Genomic DNA, 17,657 nt, shown 5'->3' with positions numbered 1-17,657 from the left:
TGGAATTCAGGGTGACTTTAGGCAACTGCAAACCCTGTGTGCTTCCTTACTCCGGGTGATTTAAAGCCTAGAACAATACGCTCTTTGGGAATACCTGCTTCTAGGAGTTCCCCAGCGATGCCATCCTCTGTCCCATCGCGATGAATCCAGATTTTGCCATCGATAATTTCCACATGAATGATACAGCCGTGAACTTGACGCACTCCCTCCCAACCAACTATCATCAATAGGTAGCGATCGCGATCACAATCAAAAATGCTATGTCGTTCAATTTCTCCGTAAGAATAAGGAATTTGTGCGTACTCAGAGATAATTTTTTGAATAATCTCCCGGTCTCGCTCTAAAGTGTCCATCTAATAATATCCTCCGCTTCAGGATCAAAAACCAAAAGACGAACTCGATTGTTTTTTAACAACAGCTCACCAAAATGAGAGCATTTTTGACACAGTCGTGGTAAATGTCTTTAGCTGGCATATCTCCTTCAAGACCTCATCCACCTTCATCTTACAGTGCGATCGCTAATACTATCGGGCTGAGGGTCAATGGGTAAGTCGGCTTCAATTCCTGCTAAGGTATAATTAGTAGTAGTTAAAGTATAGCATTTAAAAAGATATCATACATTGCGGATTATTTATAACACCAAAAAATCCTCCGAGTTCTTTCCTACTGTTCCCTGTTCCCTGTTCCCTTGAGCCATCAATTCGATGACTTCATCCTAACTACCAAACGGTTTCAAAAGTTAAACTAAATCCAGGTAATACTTCTTCTGCAGATAGAGTCTTAGGAGAGTTCAACACCTTCACCTGTTGTTGAGGTTTATAAATTTCTACGATTTTATTTTTGGGATCGATTAACCAGCCTAAGCTTATGCCATTGTCTAAATATTCTTGCATTTTTTGTCTTAAGCTTTCCATAGTATCCGTACGGGAGCGTAACTCAAGGACAAAATCAGGACAAAGGGGTGGGAAAGTGTCTTGTTGTTCTGGTGTGAGTTGATTCCAGCGTTCTATTTTTACCCAACTGACATCAGGAGAGCGATCGGCACCATTAGGAAGACGAAAAGCACAAGAAGAGTCAAAAACAACTCCGAGTTTGGTTTGATTGTTCCAAATAACAAATTGTGCAGATAATTGTGCGTTGCGTTTTCCGGTATTGCCTCCTGTAGGGGGCATAACAATTAATTCTCCATTAGCAGTACGTTCTAGGCGCTTTTCTCGGTTAGCAGTAGCGAGTATTTGGAATTGTTCTTCTGTAACTTTGAAGGTCGGGGGAATGTTAATAGTATTCATCCTGGTTATTCTTGGTATCCACAATTTCACCAACTAAGTTAGTATTTATTATACTACTTTTAGCACTTCATTATGTAGTACAGAATATTATGATTTAGCGTTTGCACTCCTTGTGATAAATGCGGGTATAGTAGTAAATCTTCTGTACTATAGCAATCCGTGTAGGAATTGTGATAATTTTGTTCCCTGTTCCCTGTTCCCTGTTCCCTGTTCCCTTTGGTATATGTTTATGTAATTGTGCCGAAATAAGATTCTTTTAAACAAATTCCTTTTAATAGCAAAATTTTAGTTCAGCGATCGCGATACCTTGTTCCCCTGCTACTGAATAGAGTAAGTACAGCTTTTCTCCCTCGGTGTAGATAGCTGGGTCGTGCAGTTCTCGCACCGGTTCTTCTGCAACACCAACTTCCGAAGAGACAATAGGTAAAGCAACTCCCTCATAATCCATTTCTGGTTCAATAACTGTCACTGGTTCTGAAGGAATCCACTTGTCCCAATCCTTGGTTAAATCCACGTAGCTCATTAAAACACGTTCAGGAGCATCGCCATATCTGGAGTAGAATACGAGCAATCGGTCACCTTTTACCAATACAGCACCGTGTCGTAGGTTAAGTATAAAATCTTGTCCTGCCTCAAACGCCGTCACACCGTCTTTTGACCGGAGTACAATTCCAGCTATGGGACGATTCTTCATAACTGTACCATACCAGTTGTTGGCAATGGCATAGTAGAATCCGTTGTGCTGGAAAACTCGAAAATAGTATGGTCCAAGTATCTCTGGCAAAGCAGTAAAATGCAGACCATCTTGAGATTTTGCCAGCATTGTCACCTGATCGTACTTATCCCTCCCCTCATAGTCGCCATGAAAGTACATCCGTATTTCTTGGGCTTCATTGTCAACATGGACATCTGGAGAAGCAATATGATCCAAGCAAGTTGTTTCATCCAAGTGTAGGGTTCCCTGCTCATAGATCTTCCATTCTCCTTCTAGAGAGTCGGCATAGGCAAGACGAATATATTTACCCAAGTGATGAGCAAAATAAAGATAATAGCGTCCTAGGGGATTTTTAATCCAGTCAGGAACGCGAATGAGGGATGGACCATTAATGTTAGCACCAAGATGGCCTTCTAATCCTGGCATTCCCTGCTTAATAATTGGATTTATTGGGAAACGTACAGCTTTAATTGGGAATTTCATCTATCTTCACAGGGGTTTTCAATGATCCTTAATTTGTCACCAATGCCGTAATTTAGACTTTTATGAGCATAGAATTACAGTTTTTCCATTGTAACCGTACATATCTTGATAGTAGGTATCAATGAATTTAATCACTAATCATTCAGCAATACGAATTCGATGTTCGTAAAGCTTTTCGTAATAAGGCAAACAAAATTCATAAGCATTTTGTAAGTGTTCATTATCTTCCACTGCCACATAATTCTCTTTCTTTTGCTCCTTGAAGCCACTACTAGACATTGCGTTAGCGATCCAAGTTCCCCCGTCCCAATTAGTAAGTTCGGGACGGGATTTTGGTTCCCATTTTAGGGCTTCTTTAATGAACGGTATACCAACAGCATCGCAGTAAGCTTTAACTGTTGCTTCGGGCTTTTGTACCAAATCGTCCGAGTCAATTACCACTGGAATTTTTCCACTGAATTCTTTCGCCATTTCAAATAGTTTGTAGATTTCAGCATAACCGGTTTCTTCTAAAGTAAAATCAGGCCACTTGTCGTAAAATGATGGGAGCATTTTAGCGGGATGACGCACCAGAAAAGTATTTTCAAATATAGACAAAAATTCTCGATCGGCTACGTGGAACATATAATAAGCCATATCCTTGATAAAAACTGCCTGGGAATCTGCTTGCTGTTTTAGCCTTTGCCATGTTGTTTGGTAATTATATTCAGGATTGAGTTCTATATCTGGATAACGATTAGTATCGCGACGCTCTGGGGAGTTGTAGTAAGATAAGCCAAAAGGTTCGTGAACAATAAGAAAATCACCTCTTTGGAGCATCATAGTTTCAAAGGCGGTGGAGGTTGAGCGAAGGGTTGCCCATAAAGCTAAGATTTTTCTCATGGTTTTTCTATTTTTTGGTAATTTTATAAAACACAAGGGAACAGGGAACAGGGAACGGAGACCAGGGAACAGGGAGTAGGGAGTAGGGAGTTTCGGAAAAGGAAAAGAAATTGGGCTCTTCCATTCATAGCGGGTGGTGCACCGCCCGTGGGTTGCTTTCCAGACAAGTCCTCAGGGTTTGAGCTATAACTCCAACATTTGGTTCTCCCATCATCGTGAAATGGTTGCCTGGAATCTCATAAATTGTCACAGGTTCAGCAGAAATCTCACCCCACCCCCAAGTTGGGTCTTCCAGTATTGTTGTTTCACCGAGGGTAGCCTCAAAGACCTCTGTTTCCATAGCTCGGAAGAAAGTAATTGAAGTTGGGTAACTCTCCTGTGGGATATACTCAACATCAGCTTGAACGTTAGCTTTGTAAACTTTAAAAATACGTTTTAGTTCATCTTGGCTTAATTTAAAACCAGCTATTCTCAATCTTTCCAGAAGATAATTTAACTGTTGCTCCTCTCCAATAGATTGAAGTGTTTCAGGAGAAACTTTGACCGCTTCTCCCAAAGAACCTTGATAGAAACTGCTTAAATCATTGATGAGTTTGCTATTATCCCACTCAGAAAAATCTTGATATTTTTGCAGATTTGTCCCTAAACCATCCATAATGGCAAGTAAAGCCACCTCCTGTCCCTGATTTTTTAACTGTTGAGCCATCTCAAAAACCACCTTTCCTCCTGCTGAATGACCGCCCAGAAAATATGGACCCTTAGGCTGAACGGCTTGTAAGGCTTTAATGTGGTGGGCTGCTATCTCTTCCATTCGGGTTAATGGCTTTTCCCCCTCATCTAAACCAAGCGATCGCAAGCCGTATAAAGGTTGCTCTGAATCTAGGTGTTGTGCCAAGGGATAGATATCGAAAACATTTCCCAAGACTCCGGGAACAAAGAACAGAGGAGGTTTTGAACCATTTGGCTGAATCGATACTAAAGTAGAGCGGTAAGAGTCATGCTCAATTATACCTTGTTGAATTGCGGCATCGGTTAAAGTTTTTGAGTCCTCAAAGGCAAGAACTTCCTGAGCCAAATAACTAGTCAACGCTTCTGGTGTGGGATAGTCAAAGAGTAAAGTAGAAGGCACAGACAAACCCAGACTCAATTGGAGAGTATTTCTCAATTCAATAGACATCAAAGAATCTAATCCTAAGTCTATGAGTTTTTGCTCTAATGTTATTCGCTCAGGAGCAATTCCGAGTACCTTGGCTACCTGCGCGCGGACGTGAGTAACCAATAATCCCTGACGCTCTCCCACAGGAACTGTCTCCAATTGCTTGCGGAAGGTAACTGGTGTAGATGATGCTTGTTGATGCTCGTTATTCCGTTCTTTTACAGATTTAAGTTTGACCCATCGATCGATACGAGCTTGTAAATCTCCACTAGATACAATAATTTGATCGAGTTCTGGAGTGGATAAAACCTTTTCAAAGGCTTGGATACCCTCTTCTGGAGTTATGGCAAATTCAGCCAGCCCTGCTGCAATGTCATAATTTCGATCTTGTTTTGGGAATTCCCAAGTCTCCCAGTTTACACTCAACCAAGGAATCGAATTACTTCGGTTTTGCTGGTGAACGAAAACATCCATAAACAGATTGGCTGCCGAGTAAGCAACGTCCCCCAAACCTCCCAGTAATGATGCTATAGAGGACATTAAAATACAAAAGTCAAGGTTTTTGTTCTGCAAAACCTTTGATAAGACGATCGTTCCCTGTACTTTTCCGTGAAAGTGCTGCCAAATATCAGTTTTAGTTATTTCCTTGATGGAACACAATGCTTTGTCTCCAGTAAACATAACACTGTGGATGACTCCATTGATGTTACCAAACCGAGCTTCTGCTTGTGCGATCGCTGCTTCCATTTGTTGTCCATGGGCTACATCAGCATTGAGTACCATAACCTCGGCTCCCATAGCCTCCATAGCCTGCAATTTCTGAATTTTGCGACTAATCCGATCTTCTGCATCGTGGGTGGCTAGCCATTGAGACCAATCATCCCTGGCAGGAAATAAGGAACGTCCCGTTAAGATCAGTTTGGCCCGTACAGTTTTTGCCAAGTGTAACCCTAGGGACAGACCAATCGCCCCTAGTCCACCGATAATGAGATAAACCCCTTCTTTTGTCAGAGGTAATGTCTCTGCTCCAGGTGTTTCTAATCCCACAGCTTCAAACTTTTGCACCCAGCGATGTTTACCCCGGTAAGCGATGGTTAAATCTTCTGAGTGTGCTGTTATTTCCCCCAGTAGTTGGGTTACAAGTTTTTCCTGCTTTTGCTTTTGGGATGGGGGAAGAACAAGATCGATACTGCGACAGTTTATATTTGGATATTCTTGTCCAATAACTTTACAGGCTGCCAGCAGGGTTGCTTTCTCTGGAGATAAGACTTCCTCTCCGCTCACTTCCTGCAGGTTGTTTGATACAACTGTAAGTTGGAGTGAATTGATAAAATTCAGTTTTTCAAGGGCTTGGACAAGAAATATCAGGCTGTATAAACCCAAATCCTGGGACGCTTCAAAAGATTCTATTCCTAATTCTGTGTGGTTAGTTGGAGTGACACTCCACAGATGAATAATGCTACTGGGGTTTTTATTCAGTTGTTTCAGTTCTTGGAGTAGGGTATGGTAGTCATCAGCTTGGGTCGGATTAATGGTGTAGAAGCGATCGCTGTGCTTAGCAAACTCCGAACCGGGACTCACCCTTACAACGTCACTCCCCTGTATTGCCAGTTTTTCTGCTAGTTTTTCTCCGAGTCCGCACTGATCGATAAATACTAGAGTGTCAGACTCAAGCAGCTTTTCACCTGGTTGATAAGCAGGGGGAATAGACCGTTTCCAAGATGGAATATAAAACCAGTCAGCAATATCCGGCTTTTTACCTATATCTTTTGGTGCGATCGCTTTTAGCGCTGACGCTACCGCGCCAATCGCTCCAGAGGATGTTGAAGGGGCAGTTATTCCCATTAAACTATCCTCTGGACTCACCCAATAACGTTGCCTTTGAAAAGGATAAGTGGGTAAGGGAATGCGATGACGAGCAAAATCTTGGTCAAAACCGAGCCAATTGACTGGCACACCATGCAAATACAGTTCTGCCAAACTGGTTAATATTTGTTGCCAATCTTCTTGTCCAGGACGCAGACTAGGTAACCATAACCCTTGATGTTCGGGGAGACACTGACGACCCATTCCTAATAAAATTGGTTTGGCTCCAATCTCTACCAATACATCTATCCCAAGCTGTTCCAAGGTTGACATACTAGCCATAAATTGCACAGGCTGCCGGAGATGATCGCACCAATATTTGCTAGTGGTTATTTCTTCTGTGGCTAGTTCTCCCGTAACATTGCTGATCAGTTTTAACTGTGGTAGATTAAACCGCACCTGTGCCACTACCTGCTCAAACTCTGCCAACATTGGCTCCATCAAAGGAGAGTGGAAAGCATGGGAAACAGTTAATTTCTTGGTTTTGACTCCCTTTGCGGCAAGATTGCGCTCAATTGTGTTAATCGCGGCTCTTTTTCCCGAAATTACCACACTCTGGGGTCCATTAATCGCAGCCAAAGACACATCCCGGCCATAGGGTTTAATTGCTTCTGCTGCTTCTGCAACTGAAGCTAACAACGCTAGCATTTCTCCGTCTTGGGGTAAGGATTGCATCAACCTACCCCGTTGGGCAATTAGTTTCAGTCCGTCTTCTAGGCTAAAAACCCCAGCAACACAAGCCGCCACATACTCCCCAATGCTATGACCCATTACTACATCCGGTTCGATACCCCAGGATTTCCACAACCCGGCCAGGGCATATTCAATGGCAAAGATGGCAGGTTGGGTATAGCTTGTTTGGTGAATGGGTGAGTCAGGTTCTGTTTCCGGTTTATTGTTATCTAAATCTGGGTAGAGAACTTCCAACAAGGGAATATCTAAGTAGGAACGGAGGATGCGATCGCATTCGTCTAAATTTTTGCGGAAAGTGGGCTGAGTTTCGTAGAGTTGACGACCCATACCAATATACTGAGAACCTTGTCCGGTAAACACAAAGGCAATCTGCTTGGTAGAGTCTGCTTTGAGGGAGTGAATTGTTGGGGGTTCGGAACTATCGTTGATATCAACAGGCTTTCCAAACCTTTGCAACTGCTCCAGAAGGTCTTGAGTGGAGCCAGCAATAACAGCCAAACGATGGTTAAAATGCTGACGTCCACCATTGGCAGTAAAACAGATATCGGCAATCTCCCCTTCCCGATGAGACTCCAGATAAGTTATATAATTCTGTACCGACTCTGCCACAGCTTGCTCTGTTTGCCCTGATAGAGTCAAAATATGCAGAGAACGTTCAGTTTTGCCTTTTGACTTACTTTTTTCGATCCCCCTCCCGTCCCCCTTAGCAAGGGGGAAGCCATGGGAGGCTTCGCTGTTGCCCCCCTGATTAAGGGGGAAGCCATAGGAGGCTTCGCTGTTGCCCCCCTTAGCAAGGGGGAAGCCATAGGAGGCTTCGCTGTTGCCCCCCTGATTAAGGGGGAAGCCATGGGATGCTTCGCTGTTGCCCCCCTTAGCAAGGGGGAAGCCATAGGAGGCTTCGCTTATGCCCCCCTTAGCAAGGGGGAAGCCATAGGAGGCTTCGCTGTTGCCCCCCTGATTAAGGGGGGGGAAGCCATGGGATACTTCGCTTATGCCCCCCTTATTAAGGGGGGTTAGGGGGGATCGACTTTCAACTTGTTTCGGGGCTTCCTCTAGAACAACATGGGCATTGGTTCCACCCATACCAAAGGAACTTACTCCAGCACGGAGAGGGGTGACCTTTGGTTCCCATGGGGTGAGGGCTGTATTAACGTAAAAGGGACTATTGGGGAAATCTATGTTGGGATTGGGTTCTTTAAAGTGCAAGCTTGGCGGAATGGCTTTGTTATGCAGTGCCAGCACTGTTTTAATTAGACCTGCTATCCCTGCGGTGACATCGAGATGCCCGATATTAGTTTTAACCGATCCAATCGCGCAAAAATTATTGTCCTGGCTGTTTGTACTTTGTCGAAACGCTTTTGTCAGTGCTGCAATCTCAATTGGATCTCCCAGGGGTGTGCCAGTTCCATGGGTTTCGACATAACTCACCGTCCTAGGATCTATGTTAGCCATAGCCAGTGCTTCGGAAATAGCTGCTATCTGTCCTTCTATGCTAGGAGCTGTGTAGCTAACTTTAACCGCCCCATCATTATTAATTGCTGACCCTTTGATCGTGGCATATACATGGTCTCCATCAGCGATCGCTTCCTCTAATCGCTTCAAGACAACTATGCCAACTCCACTACCAAATAAAGTTCCTTGACCTTCAGCATCAAAAGCACGACAGTGACCATCGGGAGACAACATCATGCCTTCTTGGTATAAATAACCAGTCTTGTGAGGAACGAAGATCGAAACCCCCCCAGCTAGTGCTAAGTCAGATTCACCACTGCGTAAACTCTGACAAGCTAAGTGAACCGCAACTAGTGAGGTGGAACAGGCAGTTTGAACATTAACACTAGGCCCTTTTAGGTTCAATTTGTAGGAGACCCGCATGGGTAAGTAATCTCCCCCATTGCCTAGGTCGGTATGCACATCTTTAGTGCCCCTAAATAGACAATGGGTAAGCAAAGGACTTGTCCGAGAAGAGCCTAAGCTATGAGATATATTGTTAATTAGATAGGTACTGGGACTCGAACCCCCATAAACTCCCACCGAACCTGGATAATTTCCAGGATTATAACCAGCAATTTCCAGCGCTTCCCAAGCACATTCCAGGAAAAGCCGATGTTGGGGGTCCATTAGTTCAGCTTCTTTATCGCTGTAGCCGAAGAACTCAGCATCAAATAGGTCAATATCTGGCAAGATAGGACTGGCTTTAACATAATTGGGGTGTTCGATCCAGTTTGGAGCTTCTAGCTCAATTTCGCGATCGCTAAAGAAGGAAATTGATTCTACCCCATCTCGTAAATTGTTCCAGAAAGCATCGGTATTGTTTGCCCCAGGAAACCGACAAGACATCCCAATTATGGCTATATCACAACCATCCTGGATGGATTTCTTTCTTTTTTCGTACCGCTTAACGGCTGTTTTTCCTACCTGTTCTTGTTCCAAATATTGAGCCAGAGTAGCAATAGTTGGGTGTTCAAACAGTGTTGTTACAGGTAGATGTATTGCCAAGATTTTGCTCAGGTTTTTGTGAACCCGGATCAGCAGTAAAGAATTACCACCTAAATCGAAGAAATTATCATTAATTCCTACTTCCTCTAACTGAAGTACTTCTTGCCAAATCTGAGCAATACGTTTCTCTGTATCGGATTGGGATTTGACTAAAGGTACTGCCAATTCTGGGCGAGAATGGTCTATACTTGGTAGTTGGCGACGATCCAACTTACCCATCGGTGTCATGGAAATTTTATCGATTACCACAAATACCGATGGAATCATGTGAGCAGGTAAATGGTCTTGTAAATGATGACGTAACCTTAATTTTAGCTCCCTAATCTGCTGGGGTTCAGTGCTTTGTTTCTGAGGTACGAAATAGGCTATCAGTTTCTTTTCTGCTTCTTCTTTTCCTTGAATAATAACTACACAGCTTTTTATTTCAGGATGTTCTAATAAGGTGTTTTCAATCCCAGCTAAGGATACATTATATCCCCGCAGATTGACCATATAATTACAACGACCCCTAATTTATAGTTTGCCGTTGGGTAAAATAGCTGCTAAATCTCCTGTTCTGAAAAAGCGATTGCCGTTAATGTCAACAAAACTATCAGCAGTCAGCTTGGGTTTATTCAAATATTCTCGAAACATACAGGGACTACGGATATACATTTCCCCTTCGTTTCCTGGAGTAACTTGCTGCCCATTCTGATCTAATAAAATTATTTCATCGTCTTCAAAAGGAATCCCAACAGCACAGAATCCTGATGGTAAATCTTCGATTTCTCGCAAATTATCAATAGCAATAGTAAAGCATTCATTTATTCCATAAAAATTTAGTAAGCGAGTAGATGGTAGTCTATCTATCAATTTAGACTTTAGTTGTTTTGTTAGTGCTTCTCCGGTTACCCAAATAACTTCCAATCCTGATAATTTTGAGATAATACAATCAACTACAACTGTATTAAATATACTTTGTATTAAGGAAGGAGATATGGTAATTTCCTTGATTTTATTTTGATATATGAAATCTAAAAATAGCTGGTGATCATAAATTATTTCGTCAGGGATAATGTATGTGGTTGAACCTTTAATCCAAGGTCTGTATATTTCCCACTGAAATAATACATAGGCTATAGGATATCCTGATTTACTGAGACTTACTTGCTCTCGTCTCAATTCCCCAGCAATAATTGCCTGATGACTTAATATTATGCCTTTTGGTTCTCCTGTACTGCCCGATGTGTAGATTATATTAGCGATATTTTCAGGAGCTATTGACGGTAGTTCTAAATTTAATGTGGGGGGTGAGTTCCAGTTATTTTCTCGATCTATAGGTAAAATTTGTATAGAAAGTTCACTATTTATTCTTGAGGAATATTGGCTCTTGGTAATAATTAAACTAGGTTTAGCATCTGCTACCATTTTGGCAAGCAAAGCATCGGGATATTTTAATTCTAGGGGCATAAATACTCCCCCAGCTTTCATAATAGCTAGAGAAGCAATAATAAAGTCTTGGGATTTTTCCAGTAAAACTCCAACAGGTTGATTTAAGGTAACCCCTTGTTTGTGAAGGTAACCCGCTAAGTTATCTGTCAACCGATCTAATTTTTGATAGGTAATTGAATTTGTCTGATCTACAATCGCAATTTATTCTGGCGTTTTTTGTGCTTGTAATTTGAAGAGTTTAGGTAAGCTTAGCAAATTTTGCATACACAAATTAAGTCTTTGTAAATTATCATTTTTGATGCTATAGCGGTTTTCACTTTAACTCAATACAAGATGAGTAAAATGGACATCCCTGTGCCCCAGAATTTTATCACATGAATTGGTATTCCATTCAAATGAAAACCGCTATATATATATTATTTATTGTCGAAAATTTATCTACCAACTTTCCGTCTCTAGGCGAGACAAAAAAAGGTTGTAATTAACCCACCATCATCGGCTTATTTATCTAATCAACTAAGTATTAAAGTATTTTGCTACAGGATGATGAGCAACAAACGCCGTGGTAGACTGTTCAGGAAGTAGATGCTCACTTTCATTCATGTACACATCAATGCGAGAGGTATCAAGTAAATCCATTTGTTTGAATTGATCTGCCATATTAGGACAAGCAGGATAACCGAAACTATAACGAGATCCTCGATAGCGTTGGCGCATTATATCGGTTATATTATCAGGCTCTTCTGACCCAAAGCCTAACTCCTTACGGATTCTAGCGTGTAACCAGTCCGCTATGGCGTCTGCCATCTGCATCGCCACACCATGATAATAGTGGTAGTCAAGATAATTATCCGCTTCAAATAGCTTCTGTGCATGGGTGGTTCCTATTTCACCTGCTGTTACAATTTGCATGGGGAAGACATCGATTTGACCTGATTCTTTAGTGGCATAGAAATCCGCAATACAAAGACGTTTTCCTCCCCGTTGACGGGGGAATTCAAAGGTTGTTAGCAGTTTATTGTGATCTTGTGGATCGTAGACATACACTGTATTCCCTTCAGCGTTACAGGGGAAATAGCCATAAATTGCTGCCGGATGTATTAGGTCATCGGCAATAACTCTTTCTTTCCATTCTTCTAAAATTCCATAAGCTTTTGTGGCTAAAAACTCATTATAATCTTGTTGTGATTGATCTTTTAGCTTACGGAACCTCCATCGCCCCACGTATAAAAGCTGTACATCTACATAAGGGAAAATGTCTTCAATTGATATGTCTCCATCTTTTAATACTTGAGTTCCCCAAAAAGGAGGAGTAGGGCGTTCTACATCTAAAGTTACTACATGGGAACGCTTAGTATCAATTACCACAGATTTTTTTACCGATGATTCTTTTGCCAAAGATTCTTCAGTATAAACAAATGAGTCATTTATATAAAGTTTATATTGATTTGCTTCCGCAAATGGTATTTGCCCCATCTCTTCTAAGGTTAGTGGGGGGGGAGGTGAAGCTTCTTCATCTAAAAATCCTTTCAGGTCGTCCCAATTATTTTCAGCTTTTGCTGACATTAGTTTATCCATAAAATGCCAATCAACAAAAGCATTTTTCCCATAGACAACTTGACCTTTATAGGTATTTTTGCAATCCTTTTCCACAAACTTAGGAGTTAATGCAGCGCCACCTAAGATAACAGGAACGGTAATGCCTTTTTCATTAAAAATTTCTAAATTATGCTTCATAACTGCCATAGTCTTGATCAACAAGCCACTCATGGCAATGCAGTCTGGTTGATTTTATTCGTAGGCTTTGAGAATGTTATCGATTGGTTGGTTAATGCCTAAATTAATTACCTTGTAACCATTGCTAGAAAGGATAATATCAACTAGATTTTTCCCAAGATCGTGGAGGTCACCTTCTACCGTCGCAATTAGACATTTACCCTGAGTAATATCCTCAGCTTCTTCCTTATCCATATGGGTTTCTAAATACGCTACCGCCGCTTTTTTAGTCTCCGCCGATTTGATAACGGACGGTAACGGAATTTCTCTTGAACCATATAATTCGCCGACAGTCCTCATAGCCTCTAAGAGGCAAGTGTTAATAATCTGTCGGGGGGAATAGTCTTTTAAGGCTTCATCTAAAGCTTCCTCTAAACCAATAGATTCACCATCAATAATATGTTGGTTGAGAGGTTCTAAAACGATTTTGTTCATTGTTAGTTGTGGGAGCTAGACACCCATTGATAAAATAGCTAAAGTTGTTATTGCTAAATCAATACTGATTTGGTTGATACCCTTCAGTATACAAAGCTAGCCATGTTGCAATTTGCCTATTGTATGTACATCGGGATATTCCAGCATGTCAGTCAACAACACAAATTACAAATTATTATTTAGCAACCACAATTTAAAGTTTTCCATAACTTACTAGAATAAGTCTAGGAAATTGATGTAAATTTTTGTAAAGCAGCATTTCTACCGGCGATTCTACCAAACACCACGCATTCAGTTATAGAAGAACCCCCCAGGCGAGAGGCACCATGAATACCGCCTGTCACTTCTCCTGCAGCATACAAGCCTTGAATAGGCTGGCCATTATTATCAATAACTTGAGCTTTAGGGTTGATGGTAACGCCTCCGATAGTGTAATGTACCTTAGGCCACAATCGCATAGCATAATATGGAGCATGGAGAGGTTTTGCCTCTAATGGAATAGGCTTTTGCCAACTCTCATCTTTCTTATTCTCGACATACTTGTTGTAGAGATCGAGAGTTTCTTTTAAAGCTTGATAAGGCAGAGAATATGCTGCAGCAAGTTCCTCCAAGTCTTCAAACCTTTTCACAATATTCCTGCTTAAGTACCGATCCATACTGTGACCAGAAATGTTTATACCTTCCAAATCAGCAATACCAATGCTGGGTTGACCAACGTCTAAAATTGAATCTGCTCTAATTTTTCTGTCCGCTAATTCATTAAAAAAACGCTTTCCTGTTAAGGGATGAACCACTATCCCATAGGGAAAAACTGTATAAAAAAATTCGGTAGCAACTTTACCACCTTTCTCGTCAGGAGAACTCCAAGGTGATAACTGAATATATTCTAAATGCACAGAATTAGCACCAATCTTGATCGCCTCTAGCATTCCTTCTGCTGTAGTATCCAAACGATTAGTATTACCTACGGTGCTGGTTAGACGAGCATCATGAAGCATTCGGAAAGCAACATCTCCGCCAAAACCACCAGTAGCTAAAACGACACCAGTATTTGCATAGACTGCTCTGGCTTGGTTTTGCTTTTTGTCATAAACTTCAATCTCTCGAACATCCTTTCCGAACTTTGTGAGGCAAATATTGGTTTTGATCTCAATGCCCAACTCCTTTACCTTTGAAAGAAGAGGTTTCACAATTGCTGTTCCAGAAAAATTGTGTAGCAGATGGATACGAGGAACAGAATGGCCGCCAAAGATTATGGGCTTATGTTGAAATTTGACAGCTAAATATTCAGTAAGCCACTCTAGTACAGAATTAGACTGTTGAGCAACTATCTTAGCCAGAGATGCATCATTCATATTCAAGCCAGCTCTCAACATATCCTCATACATGAGTTCCCAAGAGTCTAGAATACCGTATTGTTTCTGAAAATCAGTCCCCGCAACCGCTATCCCTCCATCACTCATGATGGAATTTCCGCCACAGGCGCTACGCTTTTCTAGAACAACTACCGATGCACCAGCATTTTTGGCTTCAACCGCAGCCGCTAGTCCAGCAACTCCACTACCAACAACTACCACGTCTGCCTCTGTATCCCAATTAGAGAAAGTAGACTTATCCATCACTTCACTACTATTGTTAATCTGCTGTTAACCTCTCTCTGTAAGAATCATTTTACTATAGACAGGACACATAAATATGTCTAGCATAAACGGCTCGTTCGGTTTAATCTCCTGCTTAAAAAACGGCGTTGCTGATTATGGGTATGGTTTTGCCCCCCTAGCCCCCCAATTCTGGGGGGAACAAAACTATCAAGCGATGCAGCGCGGTCTTGGGGAGCCAGTGCGGTCTTGGGGGTTCCCCCCATGAGCAACTGGCGTGGTTTCCCCCATGAGCGACTGCATCAAGACAAGTCCCCCAGAATTGGGGGACCAACGGGGGCTTTGATAAAACCAAATGATCGCGCATTCATTCCTTAATTCAGCAACGCCTAAAAAACAGAAGCTTTCACCATCGCTTATCTGTAATTTTATAGTCATCAGCTGTTTTTTTTATCGATAGGATAGCCTTCAAATAATTTAACATCAATTTAGGTAATTGTGCCGAAACAAAATTCTTTTAAACAAATTCCTTTGGCAACTTCTTGGTCGTCTATTTCTAGAATGGCGGGTCTGTATTCCAAGCATAGCTTACTTTCCATAGTCAATGGTTGATTTCGCAGGATGCTCGACCAAGTTGCGAAAGTTTTTGTGTCGAATTTCAAGTGATATATTTTGTTTTGGATGCGGGCGTGGGCACTGGTTTGGCGATGGTAAGAATCTTCTCCGTTTAACAATATTTGCTTTTCTGTTTCGGAGGTGTTGAGGAGCTTGAAATAATTGTATTTTTCTTGGCCGAATGTGGCTTCAGCACTCCAAATGATTCCGTAATCAGGGAAAAAGGCGTGAACAAAGTGGTAGCCCCAAAACTTGGGGTAATCTCCCTGATAAATTTTGCAATAACCTATAGCTTTTTGAGTGCGATCGCCTGTGTACACTGTGCACAGGAGTTTTGGTTGGTGAATGACGGCGCGATGATTTTTTTCAGCTGGAACCGCCCAAGTGAATTCGGCGGCAACTTGGAATTGAATTTCTATATTAGCTTCTGGCAAACAAATGCTTCCGGTTCCATCGTTGTTTTTGATAGAGATGTGTTGATTTGAGCGTTGGTGTTCGGAGGTATTGATAAGTTCCAGGGAGTAGCCCTTGGTGTCGCTCCACCAGGCTGAGTAATGGTCGATTGTTCCAGTTTTGAAATATCTTAGAGCAAGTAGAGAACCATCTTCGAGAAAGAAATGGTATTGTTCACTATAGACAGAGGTTGTAGAGGCGAAATATGTATCAGGTACTTGGTGAATTTTTGGAACACAAGGTTTTTTTGCAACAATTGAGGAGCCACCAATCTTGCCGCTTTGAAACAAGTCGCTAATGGTTTGATAAAATTGACGACGGTGTTCATAAACGTTTTCACCGACTAGTTTGATTGATTCGTCCTTTGATTGCAGGAATTTTTGATAACGTTCTTTTACCCAACCTTTCCATCCTGTTGTTAAATCAATGAAACAAATGTCAGCAAATCCTACACGTTCGAGGTGATTTCGGTAGGTTTCGCGGGTTGGTAAATAAGAGGATTGAACCACTTCTTCTAGAGTGGTTTTAACGTCTGGTGTCAGAGTGCCATTGGCCACGTAATCTTCGATATAGATCAGGCCATTTTCCTTCAAAGAGCGAAAACAAATTTCCAGTATTTTATCCCGATTTTCAATGTGTAAAAAAGACAGAAAAGAAATGATGCTGTCAAATGAGCTTGGCAACAGGGCGTCAATCACTTGGGGACTTAGAATATTGCCTGTGAGGTATTGGATGCGTTCGTCAAGTCCCACTCGTTGGGTAAGTTCTTGGGCAATTTCGTTAAAACTCTTTCTTAATTCCACACATTGGATGTGACATTCCGTTTTATAACTAATGTATCGAGCAGGCCCACCAATACCGCTGCCAATGTCCAAAACTCGCGAGTTGGGGGATAGTGCCAAACGATCGATAGCGCGATCGCAAGCTTTGGTGCCAAAGTAGTGGTATTGGTCTAAGTGATCCAATTCTAGCAAATCTTCAATTTCCAAAGGACCTGTGGCTTTTCCTTTTTGTTTCAGTGCTTGGCGAATACTATGGATGCGCCAATCGTAAATCAAAGCTTCGTCTTTTGAGAGAGGATATTGTTTTTCCGGTTGTGATAGTGTCATGGTTATTCCAAGGTAATTTCGTGTTTAAAAAGTCAAAAATCCTAGTTATTTTGGAAGGATTTCGGCTCAAGCATTTCGGATGGAGTAGATAAAAACGGCTCTAGGGAACCTAGTATGCAGAAAACCGTGCTTATTGCCCACTAAGTATGAGCCCACTAAGTATGATTGGGCAGGAGATTTATAAAAAATCTTTCTCTCAAACACTAAAACTCCCGCCCAATCAAGATTAGATTAATTATTTCCTGACAGTTTTACATCGCCAATTTGGTAGACCCAGAAAATCCTGACAAGCTCCAACGTTAATTAACAGTTCTACCTTTTTCCGCACTGGTTTAGGGACTTTGGGTATAGACCAGTTTTTCGGGCTCTTTTTTAGGCGTTGCTTAACTCTGTCATGGTTCTTCAGCATTCCTCTTTCTCAAGATTCCCGTAAGATAGCTCGGATTTCCAGTGACATCCTCCTACACTAACCTTCGGTATAGTGTAGGCTTCCCATCCTCACAAATGGGTATTCCTGCCCCAGATGATTGAACACCTTTGCGCCACTTATCTAGGATTTCTCCCCCGACAGATCGACTTGACAAGCGGTTTCCGTTCCCCGAATTGTCCACGGGTACTAATTCCAATCCTCGCCATCTAATCATCTGAGCGGCGGCA

General features: G+C 41.8%; 10 protein-coding genes and 2 pseudogenes. 1 reads left to right on the top strand and 11 read right to left on the bottom strand.

Annotated features, from left to right (window positions below; genetic code table 11):
• Nucleotides 1-17 precede the first annotated feature (17 nt).
• A complete protein-coding gene (locus tag F6J99_RS10535) occupies nucleotides 18-353 on the bottom strand; it encodes a XisI protein (protein WP_293112887.1) in 336 nt (111 codons plus the stop codon).
• Nucleotides 354-719: 366 nt separating this feature from the next.
• The gene (locus tag F6J99_RS10530; RefSeq protein WP_293112886.1) at nucleotides 720-1,289 is read right to left on the bottom strand and encodes a Uma2 family endonuclease; all 570 of its coding nucleotides are present in this window, start codon (nucleotides 1,287-1,289) and stop codon (nucleotides 720-722) included.
• 112 nt (nucleotides 1,290-1,401) lie between these two features.
• On the opposite strand from F6J99_RS10530, the gene F6J99_RS10525 reads away from it, so the two are divergent.
• Nucleotides 1,402-1,524, top strand: coding sequence for a hypothetical protein (locus tag F6J99_RS10525; protein ID WP_293112885.1), 123 nt, complete (start codon nucleotides 1,402-1,404; stop codon nucleotides 1,522-1,524).
• A gap of 36 nt (nucleotides 1,525-1,560) precedes the next feature.
• Here F6J99_RS10525 and F6J99_RS10520 read toward each other — a convergent pair whose 3' ends face one another.
• From F6J99_RS10520 to F6J99_RS10480, 9 genes and pseudogenes are all read right to left on the bottom strand, one after another.
• On the bottom strand, nucleotides 1,561-2,487 hold the full coding sequence (locus F6J99_RS10520; RefSeq protein ID WP_293112884.1) for a hypothetical protein: 927 nt from the start codon (nucleotides 2,485-2,487) through the stop codon (nucleotides 1,561-1,563).
• 138 nt (nucleotides 2,488-2,625) lie between these two features.
• Nucleotides 2,626-3,369 carry a sulfotransferase family protein gene (locus tag F6J99_RS10515; RefSeq protein WP_293112883.1) on the bottom strand — a complete coding sequence of 248 codons (744 nt, stop codon included), beginning with the start codon at nucleotides 3,367-3,369 and terminating at the stop codon, nucleotides 2,626-2,628.
• Between the two features lie 124 nt (nucleotides 3,370-3,493).
• Nucleotides 3,494-10,075 carry a type I polyketide synthase gene (locus F6J99_RS10510; protein WP_293112882.1) on the bottom strand — a complete coding sequence of 2,194 codons (6,582 nt, stop codon included), beginning with the start codon at nucleotides 10,073-10,075 and terminating at the stop codon, nucleotides 3,494-3,496.
• A 21-nt stretch (nucleotides 10,076-10,096) separates the two neighbouring features.
• Nucleotides 10,097-11,209, bottom strand: a complete 1,113-nt coding sequence (locus F6J99_RS10505) for an AMP-binding protein (RefSeq protein ID WP_293112911.1) — start codon at nucleotides 11,207-11,209, stop codon at nucleotides 10,097-10,099.
• 321 nt (nucleotides 11,210-11,530) lie between these two features.
• Nucleotides 11,531-13,213, bottom strand: a pseudogene (locus F6J99_RS10500) (vitamin B12 dependent-methionine synthase activation domain-containing protein); the annotation flags it as partial.
• A gap of 236 nt (nucleotides 13,214-13,449) precedes the next feature.
• Complete coding sequence (locus F6J99_RS10495) at nucleotides 13,450-14,844, bottom strand: flavocytochrome c (RefSeq protein WP_293112881.1); 1,395 nt, start codon at nucleotides 14,842-14,844, stop codon at nucleotides 13,450-13,452.
• Nucleotides 14,845-15,033: 189 nt separating this feature from the next.
• Nucleotides 15,034-15,261, bottom strand: coding sequence for a hypothetical protein (locus tag F6J99_RS10490; protein WP_293112880.1), 228 nt, complete (start codon nucleotides 15,259-15,261; stop codon nucleotides 15,034-15,036).
• Nucleotides 15,262-15,311: 50 nt separating this feature from the next.
• Nucleotides 15,312-17,000, bottom strand: coding sequence for a methyltransferase domain-containing protein (locus tag F6J99_RS10485; protein ID WP_293112879.1), 1,689 nt, complete (start codon nucleotides 16,998-17,000; stop codon nucleotides 15,312-15,314).
• A gap of 461 nt (nucleotides 17,001-17,461) precedes the next feature.
• Nucleotides 17,462-17,657, bottom strand: a pseudogene (locus F6J99_RS10480) (RNA-guided endonuclease TnpB family protein); the annotation flags it as partial.

Source organism: Moorena sp. SIO4G3 (genome assembly GCF_010692305.1).
GTDB classification, from domain to species: Bacteria; Cyanobacteriota; Cyanobacteriia; order Cyanobacteriales; family Coleofasciculaceae; genus Moorena; species Moorena producens_A.
This window is presented reverse-complemented; position numbering and strand designations above follow the sequence as displayed.